A 24,815-nucleotide genomic window follows, 5' to 3' on the forward strand; every position below is an offset into this window, starting at 1 on the left:
CTGCTACCTCCATATCTGCTCAAAGATATGGAATCACGGATCAGAAAACTGGGGAAGACTGAATCTGATAAAGCCAGACGCGCTCTAGGACACCGCCGCAACATCGGCCAGAACATCCAGCGACAGATCTCCATCGAGATGATCGCAGATATGGGTCAGCACGCGCAGAACCCGATCTTCGTAACTGGTTGCCATCTTTGGCATCCTTCTTTCCGTTTGCTTCTTGGTGGTGCCACAATCCAAATCCACAAATCTTGCTGAGTTGCATCCGGGACGACCTCGGGTCATATAGCAGGGAACTTCCGCGTTGAGAGGCGTCATGACTCAGTATCTGGATTTCGAAAAACCGCTGGCCGAGATCGAAGGCAAAGCAGAAGAATTGCGTGCACTGGCCCGCGCCAACGAAGAGATGGATATTTCTGAAGAGGCAGCGGCACTGGATGCCAAAGCCGCCAAGTTGCTGGACGAGCTGTATGGCGATCTGACGCCCTGGCGGAAATGCCAGGTTGCGCGCCATCCGGAACGCCCCCATTGCAAGGACTATGTCGAGGCCCTGTTCACCGAGTTCACCCCGCTCGCTGGGGACCGGAACTTTGCCGACGATCTGGCCGTGATCGGTGGGTTGGCGCGCTTCAACGACCAGCCTGTTATGGTCATAGGACATGAAAAGGGATCGGACACCAAATCGCGGATCGAACGCAATTTCGGCATGGCCCGTCCTGAAGGTTATCGCAAAGCCGTGCGCCTAATGGAAATGGCCGGTCGGTTTGGCCTGCCCGTCATCACACTGATCGATACCGCCGGTGCCTATCCCGGCAAGGGCGCTGAAGAACGCGGCCAGTCCGAGGCTATCGCTCGTTCGACTGAGATGTGTCTGAAAATTGGTGTCCCGTTGGTGTCCGTGATTATCGGCGAAGGTGGCTCAGGTGGTGCGGTTGCATTCGCAACAGCCAACCGCGTCGCGATGCTGGAGCATTCGGTTTATTCGGTGATCTCGCCTGAAGGCTGCGCGTCAATCCTGTGGAAGGATTCCGAGAAGATGCGCGAAGCCGCCGAGGCGCTGCGCCTGACTGCCCAAGACCTGCACAAGTTGGGCGTTTGCGACCACATCATCGATGAACCCAAGGGCGGCGCCCATCGGGATCGTGATGCAACGGTTGAATCCGTGCGCAATGCCATTGCCGCCATGCTGAAAGAACTGGAAGGCAAGGATGGGGCGGCCCTAGTCAAGGACCGCCGCCAAAAGTTTCTGGATATCGGCTCCAAAGGGTTGGCGGCGTAAGCCGTCAGCCACCTAATCTGCGCAACAATTCGGCCGAAGGCTCTCCGGTTACCGGCAGACCTTTGGCACGTTGATAGTCGCTGATGGCGGATTTTGTGTTGTTGCCGATGACGCCATCTGCGCCCTGCGTATCGTATCCGGCCGATGTCAGGCGGCGCTGCAGCTCTTTTCTGTCCTCCAGCGTCAGCCCGGTTGCATCGGGGCCGAACGAGGCCTGAAATGGTGCGCCGCCCGCGATCCGGTCAGACAGATGCCCAACGCCAATCGCGTAACTGTCAGAGTTGTTGTAGCGCTTGATCACCTGAAAATTGCGGAACACCGCTATGCGCGGCCCCGGCGTTTGCGGTTGCAATACCGCAACCGGGGTGCCCGAGACGGTGCCCGCCTCGCCGCCCCAGGGTTGTCCGCGCACCCAACCGGCCCGCGCCAGATAAGCGGCGGTCGAGGCCAGCGAATCCGTCGGGTCCTCGGACCAGATGTCCCGACGACCGTCGCCTGTGAAATCCACGGCGTAAGCCAGGTAAGACGTCGGGATGAACTGCGTATGCCCCATGGCCCCGGCCCAGCTGCCGGTCATGTTGGCTGGCGATGTATCCCCCTCCTGAATGATCTTCAGCGCGGCCACCAGTTGTTTTTCAAAAAATGCGCCTCGCCGTCCGTCATGGGCCAGGGTTGAGGTGGCCGAGATAACCGGTACGTCCCCACGGCGCGCGCCATAACGGCTTTCCAGTCCCCAGACGGCCACAACGACCTCTTTGTCGACACCGTACCGGGCCTCGATCTGCGACAGCGTTCCGTTGTGCTTTTGCAGCATTTGCTTGCCGGTGCTGATCCGTTCATCCGACGCCGCAATCGCAAGGTAGTCCTCGAGCGAGCGCTTGAACTCGACCTGATTGCGGTCGCGCTCGATCACATCGGGCAAATAACCTGCCCCCTGAAAGGCACGATCTATGGTCGATTGCGAAATGCCCTGTGAGGCCGCACGCCCTTTGAAACTCGCCACCCAGGCATCCCAACCAGCGTTTGGTACCGCCCGCATCCGCGATGCCGGTGCACTGGTGGGCGTGCCACCGCCTGAACACGCGGCCAGCAACGTTGACCCGAGTCCGATAGAAAAGGTCCGTCGATTGATCATAACTGAAATCTGCTCTTGTTGTGATTTGCCTCATGCTATCGCAGACGCGCTTTCCAAACCAGCTTGCAAATCCATCATCAGTGATCTGGATTCATCCCTGATCACTGGTCAGCGAGAAGCCGCTCAGGCCACCAGCAGTCGCAAACCCTGCGTCACATCCGATCGCACAGCAAGACGCAATCCCGGCTCATCTCCGGCTTTGAGTGCCGCGATAATCAGCTTGTGATAGTGAGGAGGCTCGGTTCGGCGTAACCTTCCATACAACGCGCGCATCGTGGGGCCCAATTGCAGCCAGACAGTCTCGGCAATGGCCAGCATCGCTGGCGCCTGCGCACGCAGATACAGAGTGCGATGAAAATCCAGATTCGAGCGGATATACCCAACGGCGTCCCGCTTGGTCACCATTTCAGCGACGGTCATGTTGATCGTCTGCAGCCGGTCAATCAGCGCCATATGTGCCCGTGGCAAGGCACGGCTGGCCAGCTCCACTTCAAGCAGTGCACGCAGCGCTGCAAGCTCTTCAATTCTATCGTTGGTCAGTTCAGGGGTGGAAACGCGCCCAGACGAAGACAGGAACAATGCGCCCTCAGCCGCCAACCTTCGAACCGCCTCTCGTGCCGGGGTCATGGAGACCCCGAACTCTTTCCCAATCCCCCGAAGGGTCAGCGCCTGCCCTGGAGCCATTTCCCCATGCATGATCCGAGACCGAAGCGCACGATATACCCGGTCATGAGTTGCTGTTTGTGAATCCGTGGGACGCGCGTTCAACATGGCCTCCATGTGATCACAAAACTAAGGGGCGTCAACTAGGTTCCGGCATCAAAGCGATAGCGATGCAAATCGGTCCCGTTTTCTCGCAACCACCTACGCGGTTCGGAATAGGAGCCAAAAATCCTTTCGACCTGTGCCCAGAACGCCGGCGAATGGTTCATCTCTGCCAGATGCGCAACCTCATGGGCTGCGACATAGTGCAAAACCTCGGACGGGGCGAGGATAAGCCGCCAGGAAAACATCAACCCACCATGCGAACTGCACGACCCCCAGCGGGATCTTGTATCTCGCATCGTCAGGCTGGAATAGGACCGCCCCAGCATTGCGGCGTAATCATCGCAGGCGCCGATTAGCCGGTCACGCGCCAGCTCCTTCAGGAAACGCGCGAGGCGGCGCGCCTCACCTCCTGCAGGGACACTGACATTATCCCGACTCAACAAGATCCGACGACCCTCTGCAGGGACAATTCGGCGCACAACACCCTCGATCGGGATCGACTCACCAAACCCGATATCAACTGCATCAGGGCGCGCCTCCAGATGCTCGCGAATCCAGTCTTCTTTGGTCTTTGCAAAGCTCAGTGCCTCTGATTCAGGAACTCCCTGCGGGTAGGTCAGCGTAACGCGGCCATCCAACTGAGAAATTCTCAGACTTATACGCCGCGCCCGCGCCGATTTGCGCAATGTCAGCGGTACTGGCGGCTGCCCGGGCAATGCATGTCGCCCCATTGTACGTTCTCCTTCGCGCAAAGGCTTTGACAGTGCCCGCTGCATGTGGCACGTGACCTGAATCGTTTATACGACTCACCTGATATCAAGGGGATTTGACATGCCCAAGGAAGAATGGGGCGTAAAGCGCGTTTGCCCAACAACAGGCAAACGGTTTTATGACCTGAACAAGGATCCGATCATCAGCCCCTACACCGGCGAGATCGTGGAACTGGAAACCGGCAAGAGCCGGATGATTGCTGCTGATGCCGAAGATGCAGCATCGGCAAAAGCGCGCGCCGCAGACTCGGATGAAGATCTGGTTTTGGATGATGACGACAATGTCGACGTCGAGCTGGACGATGATCTTCTGGACGATGACGACGACAGCAACGACAATGTTTCGTTGGATGACATCACCGACATGTCGTCGGAAGACGAGAACTGATTTCGGTCCGGGGCGGCCCCTGCCGCCCCGTCCGCATCTGCGGATGGCGGGTTCAAAACTTTTTCTCTGAATCTGGTTTTTGGACTTGCGCTCTTCAACGGCGTCTCTTAAACGTCCGTCCACCGCCAAGGCGGTACCTGCATGGGGCCTTAGCTCAGTTGGGAGAGCGCTTGCATGGCATGCAAGAGGTCAGGGGTTCGACTCCCCTAGGCTCCACCAAACAATCTCTGGAAAATTCTACATAATCCTTCCGGTAATTCGGGAGTTGTTAGCATTTTCCAACTATCGTGACCTTTCGGGCTCTGCACATGATCCGTTTCCACTCTTTATCCGTCCGGCAGTATCAACTGGATCGAAGCGCATCGTCGCAGTTTCTAACTGCAATTTTTTTCCGATCTTGCGCTAGATGTACTGCACTTTGACTTGCAGCGGCGCGGATAGGAACGCGATTTTGGGTTGAACGGATCAGGGACAAAATTGCTGTCCTACGACAGTGACGCAGCTCAGAGCAATCGAACCAGATTGAGCGACTGGCGACTCAATCGCCGCAGCCACCACCATCGCCCGAACCACAGTCACCTGCATCTGCGTCTGCAAATGGGTCATTACTTGCAAAAATCAACGTCAGTTCACTTTTGGAGGTCAGGCTATTGAGTGTGGTCACAAAACAGACGAGCGGTACGCTCAGCCAAAGCACTCCAAATAAAAGATCGCCACTTTGAACGATGGAAGTGGCGCCGATGCATATGAACACCAACAAGAAGATCAGCATCATGAAAGTTCCAACTTTGTTTTTCCGCTTCCAAATCCCTTTTGGGGGCGTTCCAAACAGGTCCGAATAGGCTTTGACCGTGGCTTTGTAATCATCCAAGTGTTGGGGGCTCTGACCGCCGGGATTGTGGTGCACGGGTTTGCCCAGCTTCTTACAAAAGACATCCCAATAGTCGCGGCTGTGCTGCATGTGTAAATGCCACACCAAATCGACCGCCTTGGAGGGCACGTTGCGCTCTGTTCGCGCGGCACAAAGATACATAAACTTTTGATATTCAGCGATCGCCACATTGGCGGTATCGCGAGAGATGCTGTTTTCGGCCATAAGTTGTTCAATGAATGGCTTGCCCGCAGCATCATCAGGCAGTTTGTGCGTTTTAATCAGCTCCCACAGCTGAGTATTGAGAGAGGTCATCGGAGCCTCCTATGTTTTCTCTTTTTTGCAATTTTTGACTAGCGCACGAATGTGACAGATATGTGAAACCTTAGGGAACCTGCCTGTAGCTCACAGGCAGGAGGCGAGTTCACAGCAAAACTGGCTTCGTTCGCGCAATAAGCCACATCGTCTCGAAGATCAGGCGCTGGTTTGAACGCTCAATGGCCCGTAACGTGTCGCCGCATTATCGTGACCAAAGCTGGTAGTTCTTTCCAGTGGCAGACTGCCAAATTACTGCCGTTCGCCAAGCTTGGATTTGCCGCAACGAAGCTTCACCAAAGTGGTCATTCTCCGCACAAGCAATACCAGCATTTCAAGATGAGTTGTTGATGACAACAGAACTGTCACCACGTTAACCAAACCAATGCAGGCTAAGTGCCAACAAAGCCTTCCACCTCTGGCGCATCTTCTTCCAGATATCGTGGACCTGGGCCGTTGGCGCCGATCTTGTCGTCTGGATTGACGAGCTTGCATGTATCCATCGATAAGCAGCCGCAGCCGATACAGCCAGCCATTCCGTCTCTCAACCGCTGCAAACGTGCGATACGGTCATCCAAATCGTCGGTCCACCGGATTGAGAGTTTTTCCCAGTGTTTGACCGTAACCTTTTCCTCGGGGGGCAGAAAATCCATTGCTTCGGCAATCTCCCGAAGCGGTATGCCCACTCGCTGCGCCACCTGGATAATAGCGATCTTTCGTAAAACAGTTGGAGAATAACGGCGGTGATTGGCATCGTTGCGCACCGACGCGATCAGCCCTTTTCGCTCATAGAAATGCACCGCAGACACAGCGATACCGCTGCGTTCCGCCACTTCGCCTACCGTCAGACCACCACGACGCTTCATCCCGAAACTCCTGTCATCAATCGCTTGACCTCAACTTAAGTTGAGGAAGTAGCAACGCAATAGGAGGCTCGAATCATCGAGCAAATAGACACGGAGATTGATATGCCGAAACAGAAGCCAGCCTACCTTGTGGCCAGTTCATTTATGCCGGAAGGGCACGGTGCTCTTGATCCTTACGGTCAGACCACGCACCCAATCATGGAAAAGTGGGGGGGTGAGTTGATCGTCGCGGGCGAGACCGGGCAATTCATGGATCTTTTTGAGGGTGAGTGGAAAGATGATGCTCGGTTCACGTTGTTCCGGTTCCCATCGATGGAAGCGCTGCAAGGCTTCTGGAATTCAGAAGAGTATCAGGCTGTTAAGCACCTTAGAACGGATGTGATCCCTCCGAATTTTACGTTTGCGGTTGAGGGGTTCGATGCCGACGAGTGGGCAGCACAAAACCCCGATCACACCTATGTCCAAAAAGACTGAACACCCATTTTGAGCGCGGAGCGAACCATGACGACAGCCGTTGAGCACAAAGCAGAGCCCGGGTGGCATGAAATTCTGAGAGGAGAGTTCTCAGCAGTGTCCGCCGTCCTTGCGGCTGGCATCGCGCTTCACGCAGTGAACATTACCCTTTCCGCTACGATGCTGCCTTCCATCGTGGCAGAAATTGGCGGACACAGTCTTTACGCCTGGAACGCCACACTCGCGACGCTTGCCGCAATCCTCAGCGCGGCAGTCACCGGGAAATTGTTAAGGCGCACGGGTGTTCGCCTTGGGTTTGGGATGGCCGGGATTGTCTTTGCAACAGGCAGCCTGCTTGCCGCATTGGCGTGGAGCATGCCGGTTTTGCTGGTGGGGCGGGTCATTCAGGGCGCGGGCGGCGGGATGCTGTTCACGCTCTGCTATTCCATGATCATCATCGTCTATCCGGAACGCCTGTGGTCCCGGGCGATGGCGCTTTTGTCAGGGACATGGGGGATCACAATGCTGTTTGGTCCAGCCATCGGAGGGATCTTCGCCGAGTTTGGCATGTGGCGTATGGGGTTCGGGATCATGCTGCCGATTACCGCCTTGTTTGTCGCCCTGACCTTAATACTGCTTCCTCGAAGTCCGCAGGATCATAGGCCGACCGAACCACTTGCGTTCGGGCAATTGGTACTGCTTGCAGGCTCGGTGTTGGCGATCTCACTCGGAAGCATCGCACCCTCTATCACATGGGCCGTTGCGGCCGTGCTGGTTTCTACCTTGCTTTTGTTATCGCTGATGCGCCGCGAACAAATCAAAACCGTGCGGCTGTTCCCTCGTGGTGCGACCGTCCCGGGAACACCGCTGTTTCTGGCATTGTCGGTCATGGCTCTTTTGATTTTCTGCATCAATGCCGAGTTTTTCATGCCGTTTTATCTGCAGCGGCTGCATGGGTTAAGCCCGCTGATGGCAGGTTATGTGGCCGCGTTGGTTTCCATTGGATGGGCAGCGTCGGAGGTTTATTCCGCACGCTTCACGGGTCGAAAAATGCACCAAGCGGTTCTCGCAGGTCCAATCCTGATGATGATTGCGTGTGTGGTGCTTGGCGCAGCCACACCAATGTTTGGAAATGCAGGACCAGCCATGACGTCACTGCTGTCAATCGCCTTGATTGTACTGGGTGTTGGCATCGGCGTTGGCTGGCCTCATCTCAATACATTCATACTGCAATTCACGGATGAGAAAGAGCGGGACATGGCCGCGTCTGCCCTGTCCACGGTGCAGATGTTTGCAGTCGCGTTTGGGACTGCCGCGGCAGGTCTGGTTGGCAATTTCACCGGGTTCAACGACGCCGGGAACCAATCGACCATAGCAAATTCTGCAATCTGGCTGTTCGTGACATTCGGTTTGGTCGCCGGGGTTGCCGTTCTTGCCAGCCGCACCCTGATTGCCGGACAGAAAGAGTAGCAGGATGGAACAACTATTCCCGGACCTGTGGCAAACACCGCTTGAACTGCGCTTTGGGACATTGAAGTCCCACGCCTTTCTCCTTCAGCATCCTGCAGGGCGAGATATGATCTATGTTGCTGAGGAACCATCGACACTGCACGCCATCAAGGCATTCGGAAATGTCGATCACCTGTACCTCAGCCATAATCATGAGATCACTGACGGGTTGGCCGACGCGAAATCTACACTCGGTGCGCCTTTGGTTGGACACGCCAGAATGCAGCAGTACTTCCCAAAGGGCCTGAAGCTGGACCAAACGATTCAAACGGAAAGTCGCGTCAAACTCAACGGCGGGTTGGAGGCGATCTACACGCCGGGGCATACGGATAACAACATCAGCTATAGGTACGTTTCACCGCACGGTAAGACGTATCTCTTTGTTGGTGACACTTTGTACCCTGATAACGGCGAGTGGAGAGCTTTGGTCATGGAAAGCCACGGGGGGAACAGGAAAACGTTGATAAAAACACTCGAACAACTCAAAGCCGTCCAAGCCGATGTTATCATCCCCAGTGTCGCCATCGGGAACTACCAAATAACTGAACTGACCAAGAGCGACTGGCATGCCGCATTGGATGCAGCCATCTTGTCTTTGCAGTGAATTAGGAACAGGCAGCACCGTTTATTCCGGAAACTCATAACGTGCCAAATCAAAAGGAGTGTTCAGGTCCACATGCCACCCAACATAAGGGTTGGACATCTGCAGGACCTGAGCTCAGCCGCTCTTTTCGACCAGAAAATCGATCATGGCACGGGTTTTGGCGGGCAGGTTATCGCGGCTGGCATAGATCACGTTGACCCCGATCGGGGGCGCGCGGAAGTCGGGCAAAATCGCAACAAGATTTCCGGCATCCAGTTCTGCCTGACAGGAAAGCTCCGGCAGACGGGTGATCCCAAGACCGGCAAGGGCCAGCGCCTTTTCAGTGTGGCCATCATTGCATCGAATACGTGGTGCGATTGGCACTGTAATCACCTCTCCATCTGGTCCCGGGTAGGTCCAGTTTTGGGTGACCCCGTGAAACGAAAAATCAATAAGTTGATGCCCTTTTAGGTCATCAGGGTGAAGTGGTGTGCCGTATCGCTTCAGATAGGAACGCGAAGCCACTGTCAGACCCTGTGTGCGAAATATCTCGCGGGCGATCAGGTCAGACGGGGGCAGATCACCGATGCGCACCAGTAAGTCGATGCCTTCACCGATCATGTCGGCGCGGCGTTCGGATACGTCGATGTTCAGATCAACCTCGGGGTATCGCTCAAGGAATTCGGGCAACCAGCCATTCAACCACCCATGCGCGAAAACCACAGGTACGCTCATCCGCAGCTCCCCAAAGGGCCGGTCGCCGACCGAATGCAACCGGTTCTGCACCGCACGGGTGTCATCCACAATCCGCCGCGCGTTTTCATAGTATATGCGCCCGGATTCCGTCAGACTGATCCGGCGTGTTGTCCGGTTCAGGAGTCGAGTACCCAGACGTGCTTCAAGCCGGGCGATCTCTTTGCTGACGTGGCTGGGCGTATGACCCAATAGCTTGGCGCCCGCACTCATACCTTCCTGCTCTACCACTGTGCAGAACAGAACCATGCCGTCGAATAGACCCTTATTATGACCCATATGGAATAAATGCCGTTCCATCCAAGCTATTAAAGTTCATTACAGGCATAGCTACCTTTGTTGCAAGCAAAGGAAAGGCCAAACCATGTTGGACATCAGAAACTTCGATCACATTGGCATCCGTATCAGCAACCGTGATGCTTCCGTCGCCTTTTATGAACTGCTTGGATTCGAACTGATCGCAGACGGTGGCTATGACAAAGGCCATCCGCTGGTGATGCTGCATCCTTCGGGGATCAATATAAACCTGCTGGGACCGGCAACGGCAAAGGCGGGCGCAAATATCCTGATGGACGAGCTCGAGAAATATCCGGGCATCACTCACCTTGCTGTCAAAGTGAAGGACGCAGAAGCAACCGAAGCCTTTGTCACCGAGAAAGGCATCACCATTACGGGCCGTCGCGAATTTCGCGGGACCAAAACCATCTTCATCCGCGATCCGGATCGCAATGTGTTGGAGCTTGTCGGCCCTGGTCCTTCTGTCGCGCAGCTGATCGCCGAGCACGTGCACAACTGAATTCCAACCGCCAATGGAGACATTCTAATGATCACTTTCCTAAAACCGATCACCGCAGCCTTGAGCCTGACCATCACCGCCACAGCGCTGCCGGTATGGGCGGAGACCCCGATGATCAATACAGTGGATGGAGTAGCTAGCTATCCGGAAGGCTATCAGGGCACACCGGTCCGTGCCGCCGACGAAGACCCGTTTCTGTCGCCTACCAACTCGGCGCTGATCCTCATCGACTACCAGCCACCAATTTTGGCCGGGGTGAAGAACATCGACCATGAAGAGCTGATCAACAACACCACGGGACTGATCAAAACCGCCGTGATTTATGATATTCCGATCATCTTCAGCCATGTCGCCGTGGGCCTGAACGGTTATGATCCGATGATCGAAGAACTGAGCGAACTGGCTCCAAACGCGGTATTTGTTGACCGGACCAACGTGAACGCCTGGGAAGAGCCAGAGTTTGTAGCTGCGGTTGAAGCAACGGGCCGAAAGAAGCTGATCATGGGCGGTCTTTGGACAGATGTCTGTCTTGCCTATCCCGCCATTGAGGCCGAACTTGCCGGATATGAGGTCTATGTGCCGGAGGACACTGTAGGCTCAATCACTCAGCTCAGCCACGAGAACGGAATGCGCCGCATGATCGAGGCAGGGGTCGAACCGATCACATGGAACGTGGTCCCGGCAGAGTTGCAACGCGACCATGCGCGTGCTGACAAGTTGCAGGCGGTTACCCGCGTGTTCATGGAACATCTGTTCAAAGTCGATCCGGATTCAACCTGGTAAACCCAACGTCGGTCAGAGGCTTCGCTCAGGGGCCTCAACCGGTGATCGTAGAATTTTTTGTTAGACGCTCTCGCAACCGCTCGATGACCACGTACAATACCGGAACAAGCACGAGGCTAAGGATTGTAGCGACAATCATCCCGCCAAAGACAGCCGTTCCAAGAGACCTGCGCGCTGCAGACCCGGCACCGCTGGCTATTACCAGTGGTACAACGCCCAGAATGAAAGCGAATGCAGTCATCAACAATGGCCGAATTCGGATACGCGCTGCCTCCATTGCCGACTCCTCAATGGAAAGCCCCTCCTGGCGTCGACGTCGTGCGAACTCGACAATAAGGATGGCTCCCTTGCTTGCGAGACCGATCAGCATGACCAACCCAATCTGGCAGTAGATATTGTTGTCATAGCCGCGGAACCACTGAGCGACGAGGGCACCGAATATCGCGAGTGGAACCGCCAACAATACCATAAAGGGCATGACGAAACTCTCGTACTGAGCGGCCAGAAACAGGAAGGCAAAGACAACCGCCAATGCGAAGAGGATCGGAGCCACATTCCCCGCCTTAATTTCCTGATACGCATTGCCAGTCCACTCATAGGTATAACCTCGTGGAAGCGTTTGATTCGCCAAGGTATCCATAGCCGCGATAGCCTGACTGGAACTGTGCCCTGCTCCTGCGGCACCATTGATGCTGGTCGAGCGGAACAAGTTATAGTGGTTGATCGTGCGTGCGCCGATCTGAGGCTGAAGCTTCACCAAAGCACTTAGTGGAACCATACTACCTTGGTCGTTGCGCACATAAAGTCGGCCAATATCTTCTTCGGCTTGCCGAGCATCGACGTCGGCCTGCAGATAGACCTTGTACACTCTGCCGTAGATGTTGAAATCGTTGACGTACACGCCTCCTAAAAATGTCTGCAATGCATCAAAAACATCGCCGATCGAAATTCCCTCGGTCAGTGCTTTGGTACGATCAAGTTCGATATGGAGTTGCGGTGTGCTCGCTGAAAACGGGCTGAACAGGCCAGACAACTCAGGTCGGGCATTTCCAGAAGAAACCATTTCCCGGGTCACCTGCTCCAGATCCTGAAGCGAGCCACCGCTTGTATCCTGCAGTTCGAACTGGAACCCCCCGGTTGGCGAAAGGCCAAAGATAGGGGGAGGGTTCAGTGTTGTAAGAATTCCACCCGGAAGCTCGTCGAACTTGGCCTGCGCTTTGGCCATGAGTTCAGTGACGCTTTCACCGGAACCCTTTCTCTTGTCCCAGGGTTCGAGAATTGCGAACAGGTTGCCCTGATTGGGGGCAGACGTGTTGGTCAAAATGCTGAAGCCGGTGAAAGTAATGACACCTTTGACGCCCGGGAGATCATGCAGAATTTCGTAAGCCTCATCGACAACCTTCTGGGTCTGACCCAGCGCCGTGCCCTCCGGCGCTTCAAGGCTGATGATGAAATAGCCCTGATCTTCGTTTGGGATAAAACCCGCGGGCACAACGGTGAACATATAAACAGTTCCCGCCAATAAAGCAGCGAACCCCAGTGCGACTGGTTGCCAAACCCGGATGAACCAGCCAACTACCGCCTCGTAACGACGCGTGAACCAAGCGAAACCAGTATCGAATTTCTGGATTATCTTGGCTTTCGGTCGCGCACCGCCCAGAAGTAACCCACACAGTGCTGGGCTGAGTGTCAGGGCGTTAATTGCTGAAATCGCAACAGCTGACGCAATCGTAAGGGCGAATTGCTGGTAGAGTTTTCCTGTCAGGCCAGGCATCAAAGCAACGGGAATGAAGACCGCCATGAGAACCAGTGATGTGGCCACAATCGGGCTGGTGACTTCGTCCATTGCGCGGCGCGCTGCTACCTTTGGATCTGTTTCACCGTTCTCAATGTGCCTCGATACATTCTCGACCACGACAATTGCGTCATCGACAACCAGACCGACCGCCAGCACCAGACCAAACAGCGTCAGCAGATTGATGGAAAAGCCCAAGGCCAGCATCAAAGCGAAAGTGCCGATCAGACAGACCGGAATTGTTATCACCGGAATAAGTGCCGCCCTCAGATTGGGTAGAAAAACAACGATGACAAAAACAACCAGAAGGATCGCCTGTCCAAGCGTAAAAAGAACATCCCGAATAGCTTCGCGATCAAAATTCGTCGTGTCGTAGATAACCGTGTATTCAAGGCCCTCGGGGAAATCCTGTGACAGCTCCGCCATGGTTTCGCGAACCTGCGATGCCAGCTGTAGTGCGTTGGCTCCCGGCAGTTGCATAACGCCAAGACCCACCGTCGGACTGCTGTCGAGAGTTGAACTGAACGAATAGTCTTCGGCACCCAGTTCCACGCGTGCAATGTCCTTGAGCCTTATGACGGAACTATCATCGCCAATGCCCAAAACTATGTTTTCAAACTCTTCCTTGCTTTGCAGCCTTCCCTTTGCAGTCAGTGTCAGCTGGAATTTCTGAGTTGCACCGTTCGGTGGCGCACCCAATGCACCGGCAGCGACCTGCTGATTTTGCTCTGTGATCGCGTCATAAACGTCAGACGTGGTCAGGCCGAGGCTCGCCATTTTTTCAGGATCAAGCCAGATCCGCATAGCATAGACCCGTTCCCCCCAAACCATAACCGTGCCAACTCCGGGGATACGCTTGAGGCGATCTGTGATGTGGATGTCTGCGTAATTGGAAATGAACAGTTCGTCGAACTCGCCGTTTGGCGAAATAAGGTTGACCCCCATAGTCAGGTCAACCGACTCCTTTGTGACGGTCACGCCAGATGCGACGACCTCGTCGGGGAGTTGAGCCATTGCCGTGGATACTCTGTTTTGAGTGTCCACGGCAGCGATACTGAGATCGTAACCTTCCTCGAAAGTGACCGTTATGTTCGAGGTGCCGTCATTGGAGCTGGTGGAGGCCATGTAAACCATGCCCTCGACGCCGTTGATCTGTTCCTCAAGGGGAATGGTCACCGCCTCTTCGACGACCTCAGCGCTGCCGCCTGTATACGTGGCGCTGACAACAACCGTCGGAGGTACCACTTCCGGGAACTCACCGACGGGAAGCAGAGGGATCGAAATCAGCCCGGCGATTACGATTACCAACGCGATTACCGAAGCGAAAACTGGTCTGAAGATGAAAAACCGGCTCAGCATTCAGCCATCAGCCTTGTCAGCATCCGAACCAGCGGATGGTTTTTTGACGTCGACTGCCATGCCAGAGCGGACACGTTGTTGGCCCTGTACGATCACCTCTTCGCCGTCCTTCAGGCCCGTCATAACTATGCGGCGACCCTCATAGTTACGCCCAACGGTCACCCGACGCGTTTCGGCTTTACCGTTCTTGTCGACGACGAATACAAGGAAACCGGCTTGATCCTGAGAAATGGCTTCAGAAGGTACAGTTATCTGGCCTGACTGCTCGGTTAGCTGGATATCCACTTTGGCGTATTGACCGGGGCGGAGCGTTTTTTCGGGATTGGGAAATACGGCGCGTACAGCGATCGTACCGGTCGTTGGATCAACGCCCGGATCAGAGAAGTCGAGTGAACCCGTGTGCGGGTGAACGCTGCCGTCTATCAGCGTTACCTCAACCTTCAGATCCGGATTTGCCGTTCTGTATTTTTCCAGCTCCAGAAATTGCGTTTCGCTCGGGCTTACATAGACGAAAAGCGGATCCATCTGGACCAGTTCAGTCAAGACGGTATCGTTCGCCGAAACGATGTTGCCTACATCCTGATAAACCCGTCCGATACGTCCATTAATCGGGGCGGATACAGTAGCGTAGTCGAGGTTGACCTGAGCCGAGTCCACCGCGCCCTGGCTGCTGTCGAGGTCACCCTTGGCTTGGGCTGCGTTGGTGGTCGACTGGTCCAATTGCTCTTCGGCTACAGTCCCGTCACTTGCCAGAGCGGAAAAACGCTCCTTCTCCCGGGTTGCAAAATCAAAGCCGGCCTGGTTTTTGTCTCGTTCACCCATGACCCGTTTTAGTTCAGTGGCATAAGGACGCTGGTCGATAACAAACAGAGTATCGCCTTTGACGATATCTGTGCCCTCTTTAAACGGTCGAGATTCAACATGACCATCGACCCGGGATCGAACGAACACTGTGTTTGGTGACTCAGTACGCCCGGTCAGTTCAAGAAAAAGTGGCACCTCTTCCGTTGTTGCTTGGGCTACAACAACTTTCGGGGCTGTGGCTTTTGTTTCATCCGGCTCATTCTCGTAGCAACCGCCAATGAGGAACAGAGGGCACAATGACAAAAGATGGCGTACCCTCCAGCATTTTCCCATTTTATCTTGCCCAATGCGCACTCGCCCCTCCCAAGAACCAATACCCTGACTAACAGATAACTTAATTTGTCAATTTTATCACCAACAACAGTTTCTTGTGCGCCCGCGATTTCTCGTGAAGATTGCCAGCGTAAGATTTTCAGCGAATGGGCCTGGGGTTTGGCGGGGAGAGTATCGCCTCTGGTCAGTGTCGTTTTGATTGACCCCGCAGGATCTTTGTTCAGGTTAAAACTCGTGAACAATGCCGCGTCACAGCAAATCCCCCACCATCGATCGTCGTATAGTCTCTAAGCCACACGACACACCCAAGCAGATTTAAGGCTTGCCCAAAAGTGATCCAACGCGATGCTTTGAGAGAAAGAGCGGGAACGACGCAGCGCAAGCCAGAAGAAATTCTCGCAGAACTGCGACAAGTTGAACGAATAGGAACTGCAGCCATGACTTTCGCTGCCCAAGTATCTCTGAAACACGACAATCTTCCCAGAAATTTGGTATTGGACGACGCTACTCACTTCTCTTGTTGGTCATTTGACATGCGTCAACCATTTGGCGGAACGTCATCAAACAGAGCTGAACGTACGCCTTCTTGCAATTCAGCTGTACAACTATTGGTAAAAACGCCCACCTGAGAGCGCAGCTTCCAGCACTCAGCGTGTACTAGAGATACCTCTGCAGGCAAACGTTCACGAACGCATTGTGAAGAACGCCCTATGAGCTTCCAAAAACTGTCTCCAAACCACATGTATCCTGCAGCAACTTCTACATAATTTTGGCAGAGCCGGTAGCGGCCAGGATTTTGGCTGGTATCTACAATCTGTTGCTCAAGTGGGAATGGCAAACCGTTGGATTTCATGGGCAAGCCCTCCATCGACAGGCCGAGCGCCTTAAAGTCAAGCGGATCACAAATATTCTGATAGTACTGATAGTTTTCATCAACTAAATGCGCCTGCGTGAAATTTAAACTGTCCGTTAGTGTTGATGAGATTAATTCGTCGCAAAACTCAGGGGTTAAAACAGCCAAGCTAGACTTGATGAATACGTGATCGTAATTTTGACCAGCGTTTTGTCCATAGCTGAAGCTGAACCCGTCTCCCAACACCTCAAATGATGGAACATGAGCACCGTCAAGAATCTCCTCGATTTTGGATGCTCTTATAGAAGTCCGATTGATGTCAGCCGATCTAAATGAGACCGATGTTTCATCTGGAATACCTGTGTAGTGAAACTGAGACCATATTGCTGAAATATCCAACTGCTTCCAGCGTCCAATAATCCACAGCGCCCGATCAAATCGACTAGAATTCATAGATCTTCACCCAGCAACATCAAGAAACTACAAGTCTGATCGCTCGTGCCTGAAGTAGATCGATCTCGCCCGAAACTGGAGACGTGATGATCTATTCATAGACTGACGCAGCCTGCAAAAGCTTATATAAATCCGACCAAGTGATATAATCATCGCTGGGCTTATCAAACCAGGTATTGTTGCCCTCGACGTCCTTCAGCCAAGCCTGCATAGCTTCAACGAATCTACGTGTGTCGGTATTCTCAGCCGGAAAACTCTCGTCGTCCAACAAGAACGAAAGTGCATCAGCGAAGTCCGCGCTAGATTTGATGTCATTCATATTCTTTTGCCAATTGCGATGTGATCGAGCAAAATATCCAATACAGAAGTTGATCGAGGCTCTGCGTGGTCTTCTCAGCAAACACATTGCCTCGCTCTTCGTAGACAAGCCGAAATTGATTTCCCTGTATTTCTATATGTGGTCGCCCGTCCTGCGGCGACGTAGAAAAGTCCGTAGCGCACGATTTAGGTGCGTCAATTTTTGAGGCCAGATCCCTTACCTTCTGCTGAATGAAATTGATTGAAACGCCCACTATAGTTCACCTCTCTTGGCCTCGCGCATTCTCGCTCACGATTTCGAAAGGTTCTCAGCTAGTTTGCATGCACGATCAAAATTCTCGTTGAGGGTCTCAGTATCGTGTCTGTTATCATATAACATCCTGAAGTCATTCAGTAGATGATTGCCAATTTTAGCATATCCATTTCTATCCTCATTTTGCAGGATATTGATAGATTTAGCCAAGCCTTTGTAATTTGTGGCGCGTTTTGCCAAGACGATTTCCGCCTGAATTCTTTCCAGAAGCCCCAAAAGCTCTTTTTCTCTCTCACTTCGCATTAAATCACTTCGATTGATCTGCTCAAAACACTTGTTTTGACCCTTTTTCCAGTACTTCTTCGAGGGCGCCGCCCCCGAATTTCTGGAATACCTCAAGATAATCTAATGCGTGATCATCGCAGTTCTGACGCTGCGACCGTACCGCACCCGATTTGGACAAAAAGAGTTGCCCTGGAAGAGAGCCTAACACTTCGCAACAAAGTGCTTGTGGTACCTTCGTCTCCAATTTCTGTCGGCTTCTTTCCCGAACCAGCGTTGGGAAGGACTTATAAAGGTCATTGAAGTCGCTCCATCGTTCATTCTGAAGGATGTCAGCCAACAATTCTGGGTTGTTTCTACTTATAGATACTAGCTCCCAAAATTTCATCTACCTGCTCCCAAACAGAATTGGATTTACAATGCAGCCTAAGCTTTCCCTACAGCGGACGGCAAAGATGTTAATTGGGCCAGCGCTCACCAGCTTGAAAACGATTGTACCAATAGTCGCGGGAATGAGATTCATGAAGACGTTCGAATGCGCGCACAACTGCCTTTAAAGAAAATCCTATTTCGATATCGAGCAGAAACCACGCTTTCGACAATCTGCCTGCGATATCGAAAAGCGTATCGAAGCATTCCTCCGCATCTGAGCGGGAACTGGTGCCAATCTCATCAATTAACCATTGGCACTCGCTCTCATATGCTACAGGATAATGGTTTACCTTCACTTTAGCCCGTGCGAGTTCCTCCAAATCTGCATCCATTGTTGCATTCACATCATTAATGTTCATTTAATCACCTTAGCGGCTGAATATGGCCGACTTGCCCAGTGGTCGGGTTGTAGTTCATTTCCAGCCCCGCGCCCTCATAACGGAAGTACCCTTTCGCTCCTTGAGGATCAGGCATTACCTTTGGATTGCTGTTCAAGAGCTCACGAGCCTGCAAGAATGGTGCAGGGTGCTCGTTGTTGTAGAGGTATTCATAGTACGATTTCGAAAACTTGAAACCATCTGCTGTGTAGAACTGGCCATCAAATTCGATCGGCCTGCCTGGAATTGGCTGAACGGTGTCCTGCCTGTGGTTGATGCCTAAGTTTGCCTTCCCTTGACCAATACTGGCATCAATGAAACCGCCGACGACTGCAAGGGTCGCATCACATCACCTGATTAGAAGAATTGAGAAAACGTTTCCTTGCCTTTTGTTCAAAATCATCAATCAAATTTAGAACTTGCTTTTGGTAAGCGCCTTCTAACCTATTTTCGCCCAACCCTAGAGCAACATCTGCGACTTCATACGCCGTTTCAAGTGGGTCGAGCAGGTGCTCATCCTCCGCTTTGATCAGCTTCAGAATTGCCCGTATGTCGTCTATGCTACTGCATACCAGCGTTGGATTGGATGACTTCGCTTGATCAACCCTTTGCCAGAGTGTTGATAGATGAAAATCTCTTTCCATTACTAATCTCCGATTGGTGCGAGAGCGCCAGATTTAGGCGCGTTGCCGGGAATAACTGTTACGACATCACCATTGAAATTGGTAACTACTTGGACCCTGTTCTTTGGATCATAGTACACAAGAGTATTCGGACGATTGCCTTGGCCGACTAAAAACGCGTCATCAACTGTGTTTTCCACAACACTCGGCGTTAGGCCACGCTCGTTCATGCGTTTAAGCGCATGGCTTGAGTATTCACGACCACCGATATTCGTTGGCGAATAATCTGGCCCGCTTGGAACACTTACCGGGTCGTTTGATTTCGTAGTAGAACCGGAATTCGATTGCCCAGTATCTTGTCTATCGTCGATACCAGAGTTGGTTTTCCCCTGACCAATTCTGGCATCAATGAATGCACCGACGACGGCTAAAGTCGCGTCAATGGCACGATCTGTTACAAATTCTCCAAGCGCCGCTTCATATGCTTCAGGGTATTCTGCAATCAGTTCCGCAGTGCCCGTGAACTCTGCCCATACTTCCAGCTTTTGTTTGCCATTGGGTGCTTCGGCAAGCCCTTCTTCGCCGTACTTTTGAACTGCATTTTGAAGTCTTTTATAAAGATCTGGCCCTTCTAGTGCAGCAAACGGATTGGTAGTAGATGGATTCACCAAACCAAGTTTCACGTATGCATCTTTAACGGCAGAAACGCAGGCTGTGCTGGATTGGTTCGCGGTACATGCATCACGCAGCTGTTCGTCTCGTTGCTGGTCTACCCCTTCAAGGTACGTGATTGTTTTCTCCAAATCAGCGATTTCCTGATCGGAACATTCACCGGTAGACTGACAATCCTCCAGTTCACGCTTGCTGCCGACCAGCAAGGACGCTTCTGTGTGTGACAGATAGTTGTTCAAGGCAGCGGATTGCGCCACGGCCGCCGCAGAAGCTACGTTTTCAGCATTGCCTCCAGATGCCAGCAGGCCCGCCACCGCACCAAATAGCTCCGCACGTTTTTGAATCTCATAGTCTGACAGCCCTGCGAGCGCAGGATCCGTACCTACAAAAATACTCTGCGCAATTCCACCTGCCGCGCCCGCCGCACAGTCCGCACCGGTAGCTTCGGCGGCGGCACAACCCGCGAGCGCATGAAGTAGCATGTGACCTGCCGAGCCTTCGCCGCCGTTGATGGGGTTGCCATTCGCGTCAGTGAACAACCCACCAATCTCGAACTGAGCGTCTGCCAGCGCCAGATTGGTGACGGTTTGCACAAAGCTTGCTGAGAACCCATCCGCAAAATCGGTTCCATAGACGGTTGAGCTCAGACCAGAAGAAATCGCGCCATCCAAGGCACCTTCCAGAATGCCACCAATAGTCAATTGAGCAACGTCTCCGTTTCCGAACCCATTGATCAACGCATCATTCAGAGGGCTGTGTTCGGGGATATTCAGGTTGATGCCTGATGTGAGTCCCGCTGATACACCTGAGAACGCAGCTGCTTCCAGAATCGCGCCCAGATCGAGATCTCCGGCAACAACGCCATCCAGCGTTTCGACGAGCGCCGTTGAAGTGAAGGCGGTCGCTCCGTTGTAGAGACCTGTCGTTAGCGCCGTGGCGCCCTCTGCTGCTGCGGCAGTTGTAAGCTCTGGAAGCAAATTCCCCACGAGATTGGGCGCGACATAGGCAGCAACCGCAATCGCAACGAGCGCCTTGAACGCGGGCGAGAGCTGAGTTTTTTCTTCGTAGAAATACTCATCCGCCAGTTCCTGGCTGATCAGCTCCAGACCGTCGATGGCCAGAAGTTCCTCCGGGTAGAGATCTTGTGGGTTGGGCGCATCAACACCTGCGGTTTGATACAGTACCAGCTGCGCGTCACCGCCTATCTCGAAACTCATGCCTTGCCCGGCAAGCAATTCGGTCAGAACGGCCGTTTCCGTAAAGCTGGTCTCGGTGATCGTGGTCATAGTGACCAGACCCATGTCGGTCTCGAAGAACTCGGAACGGTGACTGTCGATAGCAGCCTGAACCGAGAAATCACCCCCGGTTTTGATGTTCAGGTTTTGGCCAGCTGACAGCGTTGCACCGACCAAAGTGGTGTCTGAGCCGGACACGATGCTGAGATCGAGCGCTGCCAAAGCATCTGTGCCGGTGTTGATGTGGTCAACCGTATGCAGCTGGCTGGATTTGCTCAGCAATCCGCCAAGGTAACTCTTCTCTTTGGTATGCGTCTCTTCAAACACATCGGTGTAGGTTCCGACGAGGATGTTGCCCTCAGTCGCAGTGAGGTTGATATCACCTGAGGCGCTGGCGAGTTCTGTACCAGCAGTGGTCAGGTCACCTGTCTCGGCGACAATATCGATATCACCACCTGCTGTGATTCCGACACCACGGTTGGTGACGGCAAGTGTAGATCGCGTCTCCTTCTTCTTCGACAGGAACCCTCTGCTGGTTTTGCGGGTTTCCGATTTAGCTATGTCTTGCGCGGCAGCCAGAACTACATCGCCAGCCGCTGCCAGATGTGCCTTTCCGCCCGCATCTATCTGTGTACCGACCAATACCGCGTCTCCGCCTGCGTTGGCGATGAAGTCCCCACCTGTAGACAGTTGCGTAACCTGGGCGGTCAGGGTCAGGCGATCCGTCCCGTTCTTCGCATCGCCTTCACTGTATTGCACGCCGGATTGCTCGGTGAGCAGGTAGAGACTGCCACCCGCTGTTAGCCGCGTGTCCCCTGTGACCTGGGCCTGCACACCGGCCAGTGTCATGTCAGCGGAGGAGATGATCGACAGGTCACCACCCACGTCAAAGCGCGAGGCAAGGTTCTCGGTGATCTTGGTGACACTTGTGTTTGTGTAATATTCTTCTGTTTGCGCCAATCCTGCGATGACGACGTTTCCAGCGGCAAATATAGAGGTGTCAGAAGTCGATCTGATCACCAGCGCTTTACCGGAGAAATCTCCGCCTGTGATGATATTGACCAGGTCGCCACCAAGTTCAGTGTCTTCAAATTCAATGTTGCCGAACGACGTCAGGGACAGAGAGCCGCCTTCTGCAATCAGCGACCCACCAGAACCCGTGATACTGCCGGCCGTAATCTTCAGATCACCGCTATCGGATGCATTGGCTTTATCCAGCGATGCCAACACTCCGCTTTCGGACAAGCCGAACCGGTCGCCGAACCCGACAAACTCTGAGCCAGGTGTTTGGACTGCGTTTTCACCGTCAAAGCTTACGCCGTCGCTTTGATATCCATTCCATTCGGTGGGCCGGTTGATGTTTTGGAACAGCTCATTCTGAATCTGCAAACGGTCCAGGAAGTAATCAGAGGAAAGCAGTTCCTCATAGGAAACCGGCATGGTTCCGAAATTGGTACGACCTTCACCAATCAAAGCATCCAGGTTTGCAAGCGTCTGAAGCTTGGGCTGAACCGGGTCAAGAGACGGGAGGGTCACCACATCCGGTTGAACCGGTGCCAGCGCCGGCAAGTCCAGAACATCCGGCTGAACTGGTGTCAGGGATGAAGCCGGAACGATCAGATCAGGCAGAGGCGCCTGGGTTACGTTGGAGTTTTCCCGCGGAGGAACAACACTAGCAGTTCCGGATCGAATATCTCCGTTCGCCACTACTGACGCGCTGTTGATGTTGACAGCTCCACCAGCCAGCACTTGGCCGATCTCAGACGTTGCTCCGTTAGAGGTTTCGCGGGAGATCGGGGAATACGTTACTCTTTCGGTGCGCGTGGTGAAGGCCGCGTCACTACCACCGCTGCCCTCGTTGATCTCGATGGTCAGGTTTCTTGTATATGTCGCCGTGTGCGTGACCCTTGTGTCCTGATACCCATTGTTTGCAAAACTAGAGCTTTGAACGTCGATCCCGCCTTCAGCAGAAATCAGACCCGCGTCGTTGCGCACAGTGCCGGCCTGAATGGCGATGCCCGCGCCAGACAGGATTTCAGGTTTTGCCCCGGAGGCTGCAACTGAGGTGCCAGTGCTCCACGTGACGCCGCCCTGGTTCGAGTAGACGCCATCAAAACTGTAGATTGTTGCGCAGCTGCTCGCTCTGTCCGCGCCTCCATTCGATCTGCTGCTCGTAAAACAGCTGCCTAGCTCCAGATCCGCTGGATTAGTCGAGACCCTTCGGCTACGTGTTTTGTTGTCTGGAGTCCCTGCAAATATCTCGACACCCGATTGTGAGGGTTCCGTCACAATACTGTCGAAACGATTGACAAACGTTTCCGCCTCGATGGCCAAGCCACCATCTGCTTCAATACGCCCAGACTGGTTCAGCACCGTACCATCTCGTGCAACCAGTTGCATTGTCTCGCCGGACTTCAACAAACCACCGCGGTTGTTCAGATCAGACCCACTGCGCAGTTGAAGATTACCACTCGCTTTGATCGTACCCCGGTTCTCCAGGTCACCTTCGAGATCGAGCAGAAGATCTCCATCGAACTCAACCCTTTCTGACGCGGCGACAGTAAGCCCACCGGTTTCCAACGTGACCGCAAGACCATCGCCAGCGCGCAACTGATCGAAATGCGAAGCTCTAAGCCCTCCATTCAACGACCCGGATTGCAGCTCCAGTACCGACTGCCCCACCACCAGCGCGTCTGCACCCAGGCTGGTCTGTCCGGAGGTTGTAATATTGGTGTTGCGGGCGTTTATCTGCCCTTGAAGATCAAGATCTCCAGCTGTCACGGAGAGATCGGCCCGTTGACCTGCAATCATGGTGCCATCAATGACCGCCCGATCCGTTGCTGTTACCTGCAAATCTGCAATGGCTGCAATTTGCGAGCTATCTCCGGTTTGCAAACGATCACCGGACAGGGTGACTGACCGCCCACGAGATCTGCCCGAATGCTCCAAAATGCCATCACGAGCTTCGATGGAAACACTGTCTTGTGCTTCGGCTTGTCCGGCGATCTGAGCCCTAGTCCCGGAGAAAGCAATGGATCCGGCCACAATCTCGGATGCGTCTCCGGTTGTGAGTGAGGCTCCGGCGTTGAGTTCGGCTCGGTTCTGAACCGCAGCACGTCCGTTAAGCGCGACTTGGGTCTGAGCGTCTACATCGAGCGAATCCGCCACCAGTTCGGCGCCATCCTTGATGGTTACCGACGCGCCGGTCGATGTGATTGCAAGCTCTGCCCCCGAGGCGAGTTCGCCCTCGAGGAGGATCTGATCAGTTGCCGTCACAGTGAGGCCATCCACCGCAGCAATCTGGGACGTATCGCCAGTCTCAACAGTGTCGCCAATTATCGAGACGTTCTGCCCACGAGACACACCGCTATGCTCAACCGCGCCATCCGTTGCCTCAATCGTCAACCCATCAACGGCTCGAAGTTCACCAGATAGCTGCGCAGTTTCCCCGGTGAGCGCCACGCTGTCGGCCAGCAGCTCTGAATCCGCCCCTGTGGTCAGCTCGGCTCCCGCCGACACAGAAGCTGTCTCAAGAACGGCGGCCTTGCCATCGAAATCAATACGAGTCTGCGCCTCAACATTCAGGGATTCAGCCAGAATCTCGGCATTTGTTTCAACGGCTATCCCGGCTGCTGTGGATTTGAGCGTCAGCCCCTTACCGGCGACTAGAGCGCGTCTGGCTCAATTGGTTTCATATCCTGCGGCCTGGAAGAAGTTGTAGCACTCGTCTGGGGTGAACATGTCGCAGACTGCG

General features: G+C 53.8%; 22 protein-coding genes, 1 tRNA gene and 1 pseudogene. 8 read left to right on the forward strand and 16 right to left on the reverse strand.

Translation table 11 applies throughout. The annotated features are described in order from the left end of the window. Window positions 1–87 precede the first annotated feature (87 nt). Window positions 88–195: pseudogene (locus ACR0CW_RS22030) on the reverse strand (AraC family transcriptional regulator); the annotation flags it as partial. Between the two features lie 124 nt (window positions 196–319). Here ACR0CW_RS22030 and ACR0CW_RS22035 point away from each other — a divergent pair. Continuing rightward, entirely contained in the window at window positions 320–1,282 is a 963-nt protein-coding gene (locus tag ACR0CW_RS22035) for an acetyl-CoA carboxylase carboxyltransferase subunit alpha (RefSeq protein WP_170334013.1), read from the forward strand. 4 nt (window positions 1,283–1,286) lie between these two features. On the opposite strand, the gene ACR0CW_RS22040 is transcribed toward ACR0CW_RS22035, so the two are convergent. The 3 genes from ACR0CW_RS22040 to ACR0CW_RS22050 all read right to left on the reverse strand — a co-directional run bounded on the left by ACR0CW_RS22040 (window position 1,287) and on the right by ACR0CW_RS22050 (window position 3,916). Beyond that, a complete protein-coding gene (locus ACR0CW_RS22040; RefSeq protein WP_480789441.1) occupies window positions 1,287–2,417 on the reverse strand; it encodes a lytic murein transglycosylase in 1,131 nt (376 codons plus the stop codon). A gap of 123 nt (window positions 2,418–2,540) precedes the next feature. Then, a complete protein-coding gene (locus ACR0CW_RS22045; RefSeq protein WP_155149093.1) occupies window positions 2,541–3,188 on the reverse strand; it encodes a GntR family transcriptional regulator in 648 nt (215 codons plus the stop codon). A gap of 35 nt (window positions 3,189–3,223) precedes the next feature. Then, window positions 3,224–3,916: a M48 family metallopeptidase gene (locus tag ACR0CW_RS22050; protein WP_480789442.1), complete on the reverse strand. Its 693-nt coding sequence runs from the start codon at window positions 3,914–3,916 to the stop codon at window positions 3,224–3,226. A gap of 100 nt (window positions 3,917–4,016) precedes the next feature. Between ACR0CW_RS22050 and ACR0CW_RS22055 the strand changes: the two genes are divergently transcribed. Beyond that, on the forward strand, window positions 4,017–4,343 hold the full coding sequence (locus ACR0CW_RS22055; protein WP_155149090.1) for a TIGR02300 family protein: 327 nt from the start codon (window positions 4,017–4,019) through the stop codon (window positions 4,341–4,343). Window positions 4,344–4,486: 143 nt separating this feature from the next. Then, window positions 4,487–4,562, forward strand: a tRNA-Ala gene (locus ACR0CW_RS22060). Between the two features lie 319 nt (window positions 4,563–4,881). On the opposite strand, the gene ACR0CW_RS22065 is transcribed toward ACR0CW_RS22060, so the two are convergent. Together ACR0CW_RS22065 and soxR are read right to left on the reverse strand one after the other, a co-directional pair. Next, window positions 4,882–5,529, reverse strand: a complete 648-nt coding sequence (locus tag ACR0CW_RS22065; protein ID WP_480789443.1) for a glycine-rich domain-containing protein — start codon at window positions 5,527–5,529, stop codon at window positions 4,882–4,884. Window positions 5,530–5,921: 392 nt separating this feature from the next. Next, on the reverse strand, window positions 5,922–6,395 hold the full coding sequence (gene soxR / locus ACR0CW_RS22070; protein WP_155149087.1) for a redox-sensitive transcriptional activator SoxR: 474 nt from the start codon (window positions 6,393–6,395) through the stop codon (window positions 5,922–5,924). A 102-nt stretch (window positions 6,396–6,497) separates the two neighbouring features. On the opposite strand from soxR, the gene ACR0CW_RS22075 reads away from it, so the two are divergent. The 3 genes from ACR0CW_RS22075 to ACR0CW_RS22085 are packed head-to-tail and all read left to right on the forward strand — an operon-like array spanning window position 6,498 to window position 8,961. Then, entirely contained in the window at window positions 6,498–6,869 is a 372-nt protein-coding gene (locus ACR0CW_RS22075; protein ID WP_480789444.1) for a DUF1330 domain-containing protein, read from the forward strand. Window positions 6,870–6,896: 27 nt separating this feature from the next. Then, window positions 6,897–8,318: an MFS transporter gene (locus tag ACR0CW_RS22080; protein ID WP_480789445.1), complete on the forward strand. Its 1,422-nt coding sequence runs from the start codon at window positions 6,897–6,899 to the stop codon at window positions 8,316–8,318. 4 nt (window positions 8,319–8,322) lie between these two features. Continuing rightward, the gene (locus tag ACR0CW_RS22085) at window positions 8,323–8,961 is read left to right on the forward strand and encodes an MBL fold metallo-hydrolase (protein WP_480789446.1); all 639 of its coding nucleotides are present in this window, start codon (window positions 8,323–8,325) and stop codon (window positions 8,959–8,961) included. A 114-nt stretch (window positions 8,962–9,075) separates the two neighbouring features. Here ACR0CW_RS22085 and ACR0CW_RS22090 read toward each other — a convergent pair whose 3' ends face one another. Then, window positions 9,076–9,972 carry a LysR family transcriptional regulator gene (locus ACR0CW_RS22090; RefSeq protein WP_480789447.1) on the reverse strand — a complete coding sequence of 299 codons (897 nt, stop codon included), beginning with the start codon at window positions 9,970–9,972 and terminating at the stop codon, window positions 9,076–9,078. Between the two features lie 85 nt (window positions 9,973–10,057). On the opposite strand from ACR0CW_RS22090, the gene ACR0CW_RS22095 reads away from it, so the two are divergent. Together ACR0CW_RS22095 and ACR0CW_RS22100 are read left to right on the forward strand one after the other, a co-directional pair. After that, on the forward strand, window positions 10,058–10,489 hold the full coding sequence (locus tag ACR0CW_RS22095) for a VOC family protein (RefSeq protein ID WP_480789448.1): 432 nt from the start codon (window positions 10,058–10,060) through the stop codon (window positions 10,487–10,489). A 27-nt stretch (window positions 10,490–10,516) separates the two neighbouring features. After that, on the forward strand, window positions 10,517–11,272 hold the full coding sequence (locus tag ACR0CW_RS22100; RefSeq protein WP_480789449.1) for an isochorismatase family protein: 756 nt from the start codon (window positions 10,517–10,519) through the stop codon (window positions 11,270–11,272). Between the two features lie 34 nt (window positions 11,273–11,306). On the opposite strand, the gene ACR0CW_RS22105 is transcribed toward ACR0CW_RS22100, so the two are convergent. From ACR0CW_RS22105 to ACR0CW_RS22145, 9 genes are all read right to left on the reverse strand, one after another. After that, window positions 11,307–14,426 (reverse strand): efflux RND transporter permease subunit, encoded by a 3,120-nt coding sequence (locus ACR0CW_RS22105; protein ID WP_480789450.1) that lies wholly within the window; start codon window positions 14,424–14,426, stop codon window positions 11,307–11,309. Then, window positions 14,427–15,563 (reverse strand): efflux RND transporter periplasmic adaptor subunit, encoded by a 1,137-nt coding sequence (locus ACR0CW_RS22110; protein ID WP_480789451.1) that lies wholly within the window; start codon window positions 15,561–15,563, stop codon window positions 14,427–14,429. A 538-nt stretch (window positions 15,564–16,101) separates the two neighbouring features. Beyond that, window positions 16,102–16,869, reverse strand: a complete 768-nt coding sequence (locus ACR0CW_RS22115) for a hypothetical protein (protein WP_480789452.1) — start codon at window positions 16,867–16,869, stop codon at window positions 16,102–16,104. 91 nt (window positions 16,870–16,960) lie between these two features. Further along, complete coding sequence (locus ACR0CW_RS22120) at window positions 16,961–17,188, reverse strand: DUF7660 family protein (RefSeq protein ID WP_480742168.1); 228 nt, start codon at window positions 17,186–17,188, stop codon at window positions 16,961–16,963. After that, entirely contained in the window at window positions 17,181–17,441 is a 261-nt protein-coding gene (locus ACR0CW_RS22125; protein ID WP_480789453.1) for an Imm63 family immunity protein, read from the reverse strand. The genes ACR0CW_RS22120 and ACR0CW_RS22125 overlap by 8 nt, the downstream gene beginning before the upstream one ends. Before the next feature lie 324 nt (window positions 17,442–17,765). Continuing rightward, the gene (locus tag ACR0CW_RS22130) at window positions 17,766–18,110 is read right to left on the reverse strand and encodes a hypothetical protein (RefSeq protein WP_480789454.1); all 345 of its coding nucleotides are present in this window, start codon (window positions 18,108–18,110) and stop codon (window positions 17,766–17,768) included. A gap of 70 nt (window positions 18,111–18,180) precedes the next feature. Further along, window positions 18,181–18,513, reverse strand: a complete 333-nt coding sequence (locus ACR0CW_RS22135; RefSeq protein ID WP_480789455.1) for a hypothetical protein — start codon at window positions 18,511–18,513, stop codon at window positions 18,181–18,183. Window positions 18,514–18,875: 362 nt separating this feature from the next. Next, window positions 18,876–19,175: a hypothetical protein gene (locus ACR0CW_RS22140; protein ID WP_480789456.1), complete on the reverse strand. Its 300-nt coding sequence runs from the start codon at window positions 19,173–19,175 to the stop codon at window positions 18,876–18,878. A 2-nt stretch (window positions 19,176–19,177) separates the two neighbouring features. Further along, on the reverse strand, window positions 19,178–24,580 hold the full coding sequence (locus ACR0CW_RS22145; RefSeq protein ID WP_480789457.1) for a DUF637 domain-containing protein: 5,403 nt from the start codon (window positions 24,578–24,580) through the stop codon (window positions 19,178–19,180). Window positions 24,581–24,815 lie beyond the last annotated feature (235 nt).

The organism is Ruegeria sp. CH6 (assembly GCF_056537005.1).